This window comes from Streptomyces sp. NPDC047022, assembly GCF_040644155.1.
Taxonomy (GTDB): domain Bacteria; phylum Actinomycetota; class Actinomycetes; order Streptomycetales; family Streptomycetaceae; genus Streptomyces.
The window spans coordinates 1-11,824 of record NZ_JBEYVV010000023.1; the positions used below are offsets into that span (position 1 = coordinate 1).

General features: G+C 69.7%; 9 protein-coding genes. 8 read left to right on the forward strand and 1 reads right to left on the reverse strand.

The features are described from left to right. Positions 1–651 precede the first annotated feature (651 nt). The 5 genes from ABZ845_RS22050 (at position 652) to ABZ845_RS22070 (ending at position 7,047) form a co-directional block, all read left to right on the forward strand. The gene (locus tag ABZ845_RS22050) at positions 652–1,185 is read left to right on the forward strand and encodes a sigma-70 family RNA polymerase sigma factor (protein ID WP_360982211.1); all 534 of its coding nucleotides are present in this window, start codon (positions 652–654) and stop codon (positions 1,183–1,185) included. Next, complete coding sequence (locus tag ABZ845_RS22055) at positions 1,182–2,003, forward strand: zf-HC2 domain-containing protein (RefSeq protein WP_360982213.1); 822 nt, start codon at positions 1,182–1,184, stop codon at positions 2,001–2,003. Before ABZ845_RS22050 ends, ABZ845_RS22055 begins: the two co-directional genes overlap by 4 nt. A gap of 152 nt (positions 2,004–2,155) precedes the next feature. Continuing rightward, on the forward strand, positions 2,156–4,465 hold the full coding sequence (locus ABZ845_RS22060; RefSeq protein WP_360982215.1) for a UvrD-helicase domain-containing protein: 2,310 nt from the start codon (positions 2,156–2,158) through the stop codon (positions 4,463–4,465). A gap of 459 nt (positions 4,466–4,924) precedes the next feature. Beyond that, on the forward strand, positions 4,925–6,343 hold the full coding sequence (locus ABZ845_RS22065) for an NAD-dependent malic enzyme (protein ID WP_360982217.1): 1,419 nt from the start codon (positions 4,925–4,927) through the stop codon (positions 6,341–6,343). Positions 6,344–6,765: 422 nt separating this feature from the next. After that, positions 6,766–7,047, forward strand: a complete 282-nt coding sequence (locus tag ABZ845_RS22070) for an HU family DNA-binding protein (protein WP_007382399.1) — start codon at positions 6,766–6,768, stop codon at positions 7,045–7,047. 193 nt (positions 7,048–7,240) lie between these two features. Here the strand turns inward: ABZ845_RS22070 and murA are convergent, their stop codons facing one another. Further along, a complete protein-coding gene (gene murA / locus ABZ845_RS22075) occupies positions 7,241–8,581 on the reverse strand; it encodes a UDP-N-acetylglucosamine 1-carboxyvinyltransferase (protein WP_360982219.1) in 1,341 nt (446 codons plus the stop codon). Positions 8,582–8,836: 255 nt separating this feature from the next. On the opposite strand from murA, the gene ABZ845_RS22080 reads away from it, so the two are divergent. The 3 genes from ABZ845_RS22080 to ABZ845_RS22090 all read left to right on the forward strand — a co-directional run bounded on the left by ABZ845_RS22080 (position 8,837) and on the right by ABZ845_RS22090 (position 11,758). After that, the gene (locus ABZ845_RS22080; RefSeq protein ID WP_360982221.1) at positions 8,837–9,406 is read left to right on the forward strand and encodes a YqgE/AlgH family protein; all 570 of its coding nucleotides are present in this window, start codon (positions 8,837–8,839) and stop codon (positions 9,404–9,406) included. Positions 9,407–9,436: 30 nt separating this feature from the next. Beyond that, entirely contained in the window at positions 9,437–9,718 is a 282-nt protein-coding gene (locus ABZ845_RS22085; protein ID WP_360982223.1) for a DUF3039 domain-containing protein, read from the forward strand. A gap of 420 nt (positions 9,719–10,138) precedes the next feature. Then, positions 10,139–11,758, forward strand: coding sequence for a beta-N-acetylhexosaminidase (locus ABZ845_RS22090; protein ID WP_360982225.1), 1,620 nt, complete (start codon positions 10,139–10,141; stop codon positions 11,756–11,758). Positions 11,759–11,824: the final 66 nt, after the last annotated feature.

Consider the following 11,824-nt stretch of genomic DNA (forward strand, 5'->3'; position numbering starts at 1 on the left):
GCCGCAATCTGGCACAACTTCCAGACCGGCCAGGCGGTCAGCCGCTCACTGACCGCCTTCGATCACTGACCGTATTTGGACAGACTCGTCTAGTGCCGCGGCAGGCAACGTTCACCCCGTCGCCGTTCCCGTACGTAGCACCGCCGTTTCCGTACGTAGCGTCGCGTTCGCTCGCGCACAGCCCTGCGCACCTGCGTGTAGTACCTTCGCGACCGCGCGTAGTACCGCCCCTACCAGGCACTTTCGTGAAAACCGGGGGCTTCCGCAGAACTCGCGGAAAACGGGCGACTCCTGTCAAAGAGTGGCCGAAACTGAACGGTAACTTCCCTTGCCTTGACGACTTCTCCATCGAAGTCCGGCCAGATTTTCACACTGCGATCAAGCCAAGCCCGGAAGTGAAGGGCCAGAGGGCTGTGACCTGGGTCTCTTCGTGCCTGCGGCCGTATGTCCTGTTGGGGCAGGTATGAGTGCCCAGAGGAGTGGCGTTTCACACCTCTCGCAAGAAATTTGTGGCTTCGCATTGAACACATGGGCGTTCGCACGCGTACCCGGTTACGAGCGACCGACTGGGGGAACCCCCGGACACCGGAGGTAGGCGTGCGCAAGGATTCCGCCGTGGCTGATGAACGAAGGCCAAGGGCCCGACATCGCATGACCTCGTCCTCGTCCCCGTCGACGGAGCCGGACGAGGAGCTGATGCGTGCCCTGTATCGGGAACACGCGGGACCCCTGCTCGCCTACGTGCTGCGCCTGGTCGCCGGAGACCGGCAGCGCGCCGAGGACGTCGTGCAGGAGACGCTCATCCGTGCCTGGAAGAACGCCGGCCAGCTCAATCGAGCGACCGGTTCGGTACGCCCCTGGCTGGTGACGGTCGCCCGGCGCATCGTCATCGACGGTCACCGCAGCCGGCAGGCCCGGCCGCAGGAGGTCGACCCGTCGCCGCTGGAGGTCATCCCCGCGGAGGACGAGATCGACAAGGCGTTGTGGCTGATGACACTGTCGGACGCGCTGGACGACCTGACCCCGGCACACAGGGAGGTCCTGGTCGAAACGTACTTCAAAGGGCGTACGGTCAATGAGGCGGCCGAAACGCTCGGCATCCCCAGCGGAACGGTGCGCTCCAGGGTGTTCTACGCCCTGCGGTCCATGAAGCTGGCACTGGAGGAGCGGGGGGTGACGGCATGAGCAATCTGTACGGGGGATTCGGCAACGGCGGTCCCGGCGCGGTAAGAGGTCCCCAGGGTCCCCAGGGGCAGGGCGACATCCACGAGACCGTGGGCGCCTACGCCCTCGGCATCCTGGACGACGCCGAGGCGACGGCCTTCGAGGCGCACCTCGCCACCTGCGACTGGTGCGCCCAGCAGCTGGACGAGCTGGCGGGCATGGAACCGATGCTGGCCGCGCTCGCGGACCTGCCGGGCAACCAGGGCACCCAGGCCATCGGCGAATCCCTGTCCGCGAAACCCAGCCCGCGACTGGTCGAACGGCTGGTCGACGAGGTGTCCGAGCGGCGCGCGCAGAAGCGCCGGCGTGGCTTCTACCTCGTCGCGGCGGCGGCGGCGCTGATCATCGGCGGTCCGCTCACCGTCATGGCGGTGAACGGAGGCGGCAGCAGCGGTCCGACCGACCCGATGGCCATGGGCCCCGCCCAGCAGGCGTTCCAGGTCATGTCGGACAAGCACTCGGCGACCGACCCGAACACCAAGGTCAACGCCGTGGTCGCGCTGGAGCCCAGGGACTGGGGTACCCACGCCGTGCTCCAGCTGAAGAACGTCACGGGCCCGCTGAGGTGCTCCCTGATCGCCGTCGGCAAGAACGGCGAGCGCGAGACGGTCACCTCCTGGTCCGTCCCGAAGTGGGGATACGGCATCCCGAACGGCAAGACGGAGGAGGCCAAGAACCCGCTGTACGTGCACGGCGGCGCCGCCTTCACGCCCAACCAGATCGACCACTTCGAGGTCATGACGTTCGACGGGAAGCGGCTGGTGGAGGTGAACGCGTAGCGTTCCCGAGATCGACCGAGCACCTTCCGCGACGTACCCGAGGGCACGTCGCGGCCTACGCGTGCAGGGGTCCGGAGCAGGCCGTAGCGTAGCCTCTTCGGGCCCTGTTCGCGTACGGTGGACGGCTGCCCAGCACGTCAGAAGGGGGCCCGGTGGCCGCTCAGGTTCAACAGGATTCCGCGCACGGCCCGGCCGGCAAGTCCGCACACGACTCGCTCCGTGACCGTGAGGTCGGCGTCGAACAGGAACACCTGGACCGGGTGTACCGGCGCCTTGAGGAGAAGATCCACGAGGCGGAGTTCCTGATGAACGACGCCGCCAAGCGCGGCCATGTCGGCACGCCCGGGGCCCTCGCGGAGCGGGACGCCCAGGTCTACCGGGCGGGCGTGCACCTCAACCGGCTCAACAACGAGTACGAGGACTTCCTCTTCGGCCGTATCGACCTGCTGCTCGGCAAGGACGGCAAGAAGGGCCCGGACGGCGCGTACACGGCGATCGAGCCGGCGGAGGGCGCGGTGCGCCCCGACAACACGGCCGATATCGCCGAGACTCTGCACATCGGCAGGATCGGAGTCCTCGACGAGGACTTCGCACCGCTGGTCATCGACTGGCGGGCACCGGCCGCGGCCCCCTTCTACCGCTCCACGCCGGTCGACCCCGGGCGGGTCGTACGGCGCCGGGTCATCCGCTCCAAGGGCCGCAAGGTGCTCGGCGTCGAGGACGACCTGATGCGCCCCGAGCTGCACGCGAACCTCGAAGGCCGCGAACTGCCGGTGATCGGCGACGGCGCCCTGATGGCCGCCCTCAGCCAGGCCCGCACCCACACGATGCGGGACATCGTGGCGTCGATCCAGGCCGAGCAGGACATGGTCATCCGTGCCCCCGCCGCCTCCGTGACGTATGTGGAGGGCGGCCCCGGCACGGGCAAGACGGCCGTCGCCCTGCACCGCGCCGCTTATCTGCTGTACCAGGACCGGCGCAGATACGCGGGCGGCATCCTGATCGTGTCGCCCACTCCGCTGCTGGTCGCGTACACCGAGGGGGTGCTCCCCTCGCTCGGCGAGGAGGGCCAGGTCGCCATCCGCGCCATCGGCTCGCTGGTCGACGGCGCCGAGGCCACGCTGTACGACTCCCCGTCCACGGCCCGCGTCAAGGGCTCGTACCGCATGCTCAAGACGCTGCGGAAGGCGGCACGCGGGGCGCTGGAATCGAACGGCTCGCCGACCCGGCTGCGTGTGGTCGCCTTCGGCCGTCGCATCGAACTGGAGGCCGCCGAACTGGAACGCATCCGGCGCACCGCCCTGGGCGGCACCGCGCCGGTGAACCTGCTGCGCCCGCGTGCCCGCAAGCTGCTGCTGGACGCCCTGTGGGCGCGCTCGGGCGCGGCGGGCAGGCACTCCGACCCCGAGCTGGCCGCGGAACTGCGGTCCTCCTTCGACGAGGACATCGTCTGCGAGGACTCCTTCATCGCGTTCCTGGACGCCTGGTGGCCCGAGCTGACCCCGCGCGGTGTGCTGGACGCGATGGCCGACGAGCGGCGCCTGGGCCGCTGGGCCCGGCGGGTCCTCAACCCCGGGGAGGTGCGCAGGGTCGCCCGTTCCCTCAGGCGGGACGGGCTCACCGTGCACGACGTGGCGATGCTGGACGAGCTCCAGGCCGTCCTCGGAGCGCCGCCCCGCCCCAAGAAGAAGCGTGAACTGGACCCGCTGGACCAGCTGACCGGGCTCGAGGAGCTGATGCCCGTACGCGAGGAGTCGCAGTGGGAGCGGGCCGAGCGGCTCGCCCAGGAGCGCACCGAGTACGCGCATGTGATCGTCGACGAGGCGCAGGACCTCACGCCGATGCAGTGGCGGATGGTCGGGCGGCGCGGGCGGCATGCGACCTGGACGGTGGTCGGCGACCCCGCCCAGTCGTCGTGGTCCGACCCGGACGAGGCGGCCGAGGCGCGGGACGAGGCACTGGGCACGCGTCCGCGCCGCCGCTTCACCCTGACGGTCAACTACCGCAACCCCTCCGAGATCGCCGACCTTGCCGCGAAGGTGCTCGCTCTGGCGATGCCCGGCTCCGAGGCGCCCTCGGCCGTCCGCTCCACGGGGGTCGAGCCGCGCTTCGCGGTCGTGAGGGAGTCGCAGGCCGAGGCCGTGCGTGAGGAGGCGGAACGGCTGCTCGGCCTCGTCGACGGCACGGTCGGGGTCGTCGTCGCCATGAACCGGCGCGAGGAGGCGGCTCGCTGGGTCGCCGGGCTCGGTGACCGGGTGGTGGCGCTCGGCAGTCTGGAGGCCAAGGGCCTGGAGTACGACGCGACGGTGGTCGTCTCGCCCGCGGAGATCGCGGACGAGAGCCCCGCGGGGCTGCGGGTGCTGTACGTGGCGCTCACCCGGGCGACGCAGCAGCTCACCGTCGTCTCGACGGAGCGGGACGAGCCGGACGCGGCCCGGGTGCCGGACCTCCTGCGGGACTGAACGGGTGACGACGCGAAGGCCCTGCGGCCGCGGGCTTCCGGGCACCGGGAAGGTGAACTCTCGCTACGGGAATGGCCGTACGCGATCCGTTTGTTAGCCTGTACGTGACACCGGCTCGATCCAAGCCCCCGGGCCCAACCTTCGTCGCTACGAGCGACCACTTGCCGCGAGGCGAGCATGGCGGGTCGGTGTCACTGAAACGGAGAAGGGGTCCGCGTCACCACGACGCGGACCCCTTTTCGTCGCCGCTCTCTTCTCCGCGTCCGCCCGTGGGTGATCCGGGTGATCCTGGTCTCTTTCACCACCCACCCGCTCTCGTATGGTGGAACGCTCCTTCCGAATCTACGCGGGATCGGCGAACAAAACGTTCGCAATCCGGGGCGGCTACCACGTACTCACCGGTAGGTGCGACGATCGGACGGCACATTCGCGACACGGAAAAAGCAGAGGAAGTCGGCCATGGCAACGGCGCCCAGCGTCTCCTACTCGATGACGGTCCGGCTGGAGGTGCCCGCCAGCGGAACCGCGGTCTCCCAGCTCACCACGGCGGTCGAGTCCTCCGGAGGCTCGGTGACCGGCCTCGACGTCACGGCGTCCGGCCACGAGAAGCTCCGCATCGACGTCACCATCGCCGCCACCTCGACCTCCCACGCACAGGAGATCGTGGAGAAGCTGCGCGGCATCGAGGGCGTGACCCTGGGCAAGGTCTCCGACCGTACGTTCCTCATGCACCTCGGCGGCAAGATCGAGATGGCGTCGAAGCACCCCATCCGCAACCGTGACGACCTCTCCATGATCTACACGCCGGGCGTGGCTCGCGTGTGCATGGCCATCGCGGAGAACCCGGAGGACGCGCGCCGCCTCACCATCAAGCGCAACTCCGTTGCGGTTGTGACGGACGGGTCGGCCGTGCTGGGCCTCGGCAATATCGGCCCGAAGGCCGCGCTGCCCGTCATGGAGGGCAAGGCGGCCCTCTTCAAGCGGTTCGCCGGAATCGACGCCTGGCCGCTCTGCCTGGACACCCAGGACCCCGACGCGATCGTCGAGATCGTCAAGGCGATCGCCCCGGGGTTCGCGGGCATCAACCTCGAGGACATCTCCGCGCCCCGCTGCTTCGAGATCGAGGCGCGCCTTCGCGAGGCCCTCGACATCCCCGTCTTCCACGACGACCAGCACGGCACCGCCATCGTCGTCCTGGCCGCCCTCACCAACGCACTTCGCGTGGTGGGCAAGGCGATCGAGAATGTGCGCGTCGTGATGTCGGGCGCCGGCGCGGCCGGCACGGCGATCCTCAAGCTGCTGCTCGCGGCGGGTGTGAAGAACGCCGTCGTCGCCGACATCCACGGTGTCGTGCACGCCGGACGCGAGGACCTGGTCGAGGCCGCCCCGGACTCCCCGCTGCGCTGGATCGCCGACAACACCAACCCCGAGGGCCTCACGGGCACCCTCAAGGAGGCCGTACGCGGAGCCGATGTGTTCATCGGCGTCTCCGCCCCGAACGTGATCGACGGGGACGACGTGGCCGCCATGGCCGACGGCGCGATCGTGTTCGCGCTCGCGAATCCGGACCCCGAGGTCGACCCCGCAATCGCCCGTCAGACGGCCGCCGTTGTGGCCACCGGCCGCTCCGACTTCCCGAACCAGATCAACAACGTCCTGGTGTTCCCGGGCGTGTTCCGCGGCCTGCTGGACGCGCAGTCCCGCACCGTCAACACCGACATGATGCTGGCCGCCGCGACCGCGCTCGCCGATGTCGTCACCGACGGTGAGCTGAACCCGAACTACATCATCCCGAGCGTCTTCAACGAGAGGGTCGCCGGCGCGGTCGCCGACGCCGTGCGCGAGGCGGCCAAGGCGGCGCCGGGCTCGGGCCGGTAGCCCCGGCGGGCCGCTGCCCGTTTGTGCACGTGCTGTGACCATTGCCACGGCGGTTGTGAATCCGGCGCGTCGCGGAACCCCGGGCCCCTGGTCGCCCTCTATGGTGGCGGCCGGGCTCAGGCTCATCAGGACCTGCGATCCGTCGCCGGGAGCGGACCGGGTCTCGCCGCGGGGTGTCACCGCGGCGAGGCAGTGGCGCTCATCGTGTGACTCCCACGGGTGTTCTCGCGACTCCTACGGGTGCCGGATTGGCTTTCCCGCCGCAGGTGGGGGCAGGATGCGTCTTCGGGCGCGAGGGTCTGACGACGGACCCGGGTCCGGGGACTCACAGAAGACCCTGGCAGCATCGGCTTCGACGTGCCCATCATGCGGCCCCGCCGCGTGGCACGCCTCAACGGCAAGAAGAACACGGGAGTAACAACATGAACCGCAGTGAGCTGGTGGCCGCGCTGGCCGACCGCGCCGAGGTGACCCGCAAGGACGCCGACGCCGTGCTGGCCGCGTTCGCCGAGACGGTCGGCGAGATCGTCGCCAAGGGCGACGAGAAGGTCACCATCCCCGGCTTCCTGACCTTCGAGCGCACCCACCGTGCCGCTCGCACCGCGCGCAACCCGCAGACCGGCGACCCGATCCAGATCCCGGCCGGCTACAGCGTGAAGGTCTCCGCGGGCTCCAAGCTCAAGGAAGCCGCCAAGGGCAAGTGACCTTGCTGTCGGTACGTACGCCACGGGACGGCGGCGTACGGGCCGTACCGCCACGGGACGGCGCGACGAGGCCTGCGGACGCCCCCCACGGCGGCGTCCGGGCCCAGTGAGCCATTCCGGGCCCAGTAAGGCTCGAGGGGCGGTCACCCGGTTCGGGTGACCGCCCCTTCTGTCTGTCCGCGTGATACGGCCGTCAGCCGAGCGACTTGCCCGGAAGCTCCACCTTCGCACCCAGCTCGACGAGCTTCTCCATGAAGTTCTCGTAGCCCCGGTTGATCAGGTCGATGCCGTGGACCCGGGACGTGCCCTGGGCCGCGAGGGCCGCGATCAGGTACGAGAAGCCACCGCGCAGGTCGGGGATGACCAGATCGGCGCCCTGGAGCTTGGTCGGGCCCGAAACCACCGCGGAGTGCAGGAAGTTGCGCGCCCCGAAACGGCAGTCGGAGCTGCCGAGGCACTCGCGGTAGAGCTGGATGTGCGCACCCATCTGGTTGAGGGCCGAGGTGAAGCCGAGCCTGGACTCGTAGACCGTCTCGTGGATGATCGAGAGGCCCGTGGCCTGCGTCAGCGCGACCACCAGCGGCTGCTGCCAGTCCGTCTGGAAGCCCGGGTGCACATCCGTCTCCAGCGCGATGGACTTCAGCTGGCCGCCCGGGTGCCAGAAGCGGATGCCCTCGTCGTCGATCTCGAAGGCACCGCCCACCTTCCGGTAGGTGTTCAGGAACGTCATCATCGAGCGCTGCTGGGCGCCGCGGACGTAGATGTCGCCCTCGGTCGCCAGCGCAGCCGACGCCCAGGACGCCGCCTCCAGACGGTCCGGGAGCGCGCGGTGGGCGTAGCCGCCGAGCTTCTCCACACCCGTGATGCGGATCGTGCGGTCGGTGTCCATCGCGATGATCGCGCCCATCTTCTGCAGCACGCAGATGAGGTCCTCGATCTCGGGTTCGACCGCCGCGTTGGACAGCTCGGTGACACCCTCGGCGAGCACGGCCGTCAGCAGCACCTGCTCGGTCGTGCCGACGGACGGGTACGGCAGCCGGATCTTCGTACCGCGCAGCCCCTTGGGCGCCTCGAGGTACTGGCCGTCCGCTCGCTTCTCGATGACGGCGCCGAACTGGCGCAGCACGTCGAAGTGGAAGTCGATGGGACGGCCGCCGATGTCGCAGCCGCCGAGACCCGGGATGAACGCGTGCCCCAGACGGTGCAGCAGCGGGCCGCAGAAGAGGATCGGGATGCGCGACGAGCCCGCGTGGGCATCGATGTCGGCGACGTTCGCACTCTCGACGCGGGTCGGGTCGAGCACCAGCTCGCCCGGCTCCTCACCCGGCCTGACCGTCACGCCGTGCAGCTGGAGCAGCCCGCGCACCACGCGCACGTCACGGATGTCGGGGACATTGCGCAGTCTGCTGGGCGCACTGCCCAGGAGGGCGGCGACCATGGCCTTCGGTACGAGGTTCTTCGCACCGCGGACACGGATCTCGCCCTCGAGCGGGGTGCCGCCGTGGACAAGGAGGACATCGTCGTTGACGGTCATGAATCTCGCGTTCCGTGGAGTTGGGCTTGGGCCGGAGACGTAAGCGTAATGGCCGTACACCCCCCTTAAGTAAGTCCGAGTGCTTCCCAGCCAGGTCATGGATTGGACACAACACGAACCGTGCATAAGCGGACGCAAGGGGTTACAGCCCATCCGCCGCGTGCGCCCGCACCGCACCCCTGCGCCGTGTGGTGCATTCACCCGCGTACCCGCATTGCCTCCCGCGAAGACGCGGGATGCGAGATCATGTCTGCCATGACCGAGGTGTCCTCGCTCACAGGGCGGCTGCTCGTGGCCACTCCCGCTCTGGCGGACCCGAACTTCGACCGCGCTGTGGTGCTCCTTCTCGACCACGACGAGGAGGGCTCGCTCGGGGTGGTCCTCAACCGTCCCACTCCCGTGGATGTGGGCGACATCCTGGAGGGCTGGGCCGACCTCGCGGGTGAACCGGGGGTCGTCTTCCAGGGCGGCCCGGTCTCGCTGGACTCGGCGCTCGGCGTCGCGGTGATCCCCGGCGGCTGCGGGGAACGCGCCCCCCTCGGCTGGCGTCGCGTGCACGGCGCGATCGGCCTGGTGGATCTGGAGGCCCCGCCGGAACTGCTCGCGAAGGCCCTCGGCTCACTGCGCATCTTCGCCGGATACGCCGGCTGGGGGCCGGGCCAGCTGGAGGACGAGCTGGTGGAAGGCGCGTGGTACGTCGTCGAGTCGGAGCCCGGTGATGTCTCGTCCCCGGAGCCGGAGCGGCTGTGGCGCGAGGTGCTGCGTCGCCAGCGAAGCGAGCTGGCGATGGTGGCCACCTACCCGGACGACCCCACGCTCAACTGATGCGAGTGAGCTTTCAGTACCCTTGGCGGTATGAGCACTCTTGAGCCCGAGCGCGGCACCGGTACGGGGACCCTCGTCGAGCCGACGCCGCAGGTGTCGCACGGCGACGGTGACCACGAGCGCTTCGCCCACTACGTCCAGAAGGACAAGATCATGGCGAGCGCCCTGGACGGCACGCCCGTCGTGGCGCTGTGCGGCAAGGTGTGGGTACCGGGCCGTGACCCCAAGAAGTACCCCGTCTGCCCCATGTGCAAGGAGATCTACGAGTCCATGGAGGTCGGCGGCGACCAGGGCAAGGGTGGCGACAAGTAGTCGGTCCGGTCAGTCGGGCCGGTTCGCCGCCCCATGACCGCTGGGCCCCCGGGACGCGCCGCGCGCACCCCGGGGGTTTCCGCGTCTTCCGCCTTCCTCCACCGTCTTCCGCCGCCCTTCGCCGGGCAGCTCCTTCCGGTGACTCCCGGAGTCTTTCGAGGCATGTTCCGGCCGTGTTTTCCGTGACCCCCGGAGACGGCCGTGTTTCCCGCGTCCCGCGGACGGAGCGGCGCGATTCCGCCTTGCTTCCCCGACCGTACTTTCCGATCATGCCTTCGGCCGCCCCGGCGGACACCACGGGGATCTTTTCCGGACGCGTACGGCCGTGTACACGTACTCGTATCCGAACCCGCGCAGCTATGTATCCGTACCCGTAGAGCGCCGTCCGGTCGGGGCCGGGCGGTGCGGTCGAGGAGCGATGTGTCGCACCTGATTCCGGCGCCGCGCGTCATCGAGGGCCCGGGGCCCCACCGTTTTCCGCTCGACGCCGGCACCACCTTGTGGGCCGCGCCCGGCACCGGCACGACCGAAAGCTGGCTGCGCTCCGTCCTCGGTCCAGCCCTCGGACTCATGTTCCCCTCCGGCCCCGAGGACGGCCGCAACTCCGTACGGCTTCACCTGGACGACTCCCTGGAGCCCGAGGCGTACCGGCTGGCCGTCGCCGACCGCGGTGCCGAGATCCGGGGCGGCGACGCTTCCGGGGTGTTCTGGGGCGCCCAGACGCTGCGTCAGCTCCTCGGGCCCGACGCCTTCCGACGTGCCCCGCTGCGTCAGGGGGCCACGCACTCGGTCCCGCACCAGGTCATCGAGGACGCGCCCCGCTTCCGCTGGCGCGGCCTCCTGCTGGACGTCGCCCGGCACTTCATGCCCAAGGAAGGCGTTCTGCGCTATCTGGATCTGATGGCCGCCCACAAACTCAACGTCTTCCACTTCCATCTGACCGACGACCAGGGCTGGCGGCTCGAGATCGAGCGGTATCCCGGCCTCACCGAGGTCGGTTCCTGGCGGGCGCGCAGCAGAATCGGCCACCGGGCCTCACCGCTGTGGGAGGAGAAGCCGCACGGCGGTTTCTACACACGCGACGACATCCGCGAGATCGTGGCCTACGCGGACCGACGGCATATCACCGTCGTCCCCGAGATAGACGTTCCCGGGCACAGCCAGGCGGCCATCGCCGCGTACCCCGAACTCGGAAACAGTGATGTCATCGACACGGCCTCCCTCACGGTCTGGGACGACTGGGGCATCTCCCGCAACGTACTCGCCCCCACCGACAACACCCTCAGGTTCTACGAGGGAGTGTTCGAAGAAGTCCTGGAACTGTTTCCGTCGCCCTTCATCCATATCGGCGGTGACGAGTGCGCGAAGGACCAGTGGCGCGCGTCCCCCGCGGCGCGGGCACGCATCGAAGAACTGGGGCTCGCGGGCGAGGACGGACTCCAGTCGTGGTTCGTCCGGCACTTCGACACCTGGCTCACCGCGCGCGGTCGCCGCCTCATCGGCTGGGACGAGATCCTCCAGGGAGGGCTCGCCGAAGGCGCCGCCGTGTCCTCGTGGCGGGGGTACGCGGGTGGCGTCACGGCGGCGCGGGCCGGTCACGACGTCGTCATGTGCCCGCAGCAGCATGTGTACCTGGACCACCGTCAGGACGGCGGCGAGCGGGAGCCGGTGCCCATCGGCTACGTCCGCACCCTGGAGGACGTCTACCGATTCGAGCCGGTTCCACCGCAGCTCACCCCGGACGAGGCGCGGCATGTTCTCGGCGCTCAGGCCAATCTGTGGACCGAGGTGACGGAGGATCACGCGCGCGTGGACTACCAGGCGTTTCCCCGGCTCGCGGCGTTCGCCGAGGTCGCCTGGAGCGCACTGCCCGCCCCCGCGGAACGCGACGTCGCCGGCTTCGAGCGGCGGATGAGCACCCACTACCGCCGGCTCGACGCCTTGGGAGTTGCCTACCGGCCGCCCGAGGGGCCCCGGCCGTGGCAGCTGAGGCCCGGGGTGCTCGGACGCCCGATCGAGGGTGCGCCCCCGAACGTGTGAGTTACCCGCCGTGGTGCGGGCGAGGGGCGCCGGTGCCCGGCAACGTGCCCCGGCACGTGAGGTCTG

Coding starts and splice junctions, on each gene's coding strand:
- ABZ845_RS22050 (WP_360982211.1), top strand. CDS start 652: ATGACCTCGTCCTCGTCCCCGTCGACGGAGCCGGACGAGGAGCTGATG.
- ABZ845_RS22055 (WP_360982213.1), top strand. CDS start 1,182: ATGAGCAATCTGTACGGGGGATTCGGCAACGGCGGTCCCGGCGCGGTA.
- ABZ845_RS22065 (WP_360982217.1), top strand. CDS start 4,925: ATGGCAACGGCGCCCAGCGTCTCCTACTCGATGACGGTCCGGCTGGAG.
- ABZ845_RS22070 (WP_007382399.1), top strand. CDS start 6,766: ATGAACCGCAGTGAGCTGGTGGCCGCGCTGGCCGACCGCGCCGAGGTG.
- murA (WP_360982219.1), bottom strand. CDS start 8,581: ATGACCGTCAACGACGATGTCCTCCTTGTCCACGGCGGCACCCCGCTC.
- ABZ845_RS22080 (WP_360982221.1), top strand. CDS start 8,837: ATGACCGAGGTGTCCTCGCTCACAGGGCGGCTGCTCGTGGCCACTCCC.
- ABZ845_RS22085 (WP_360982223.1), top strand. CDS start 9,437: ATGAGCACTCTTGAGCCCGAGCGCGGCACCGGTACGGGGACCCTCGTC.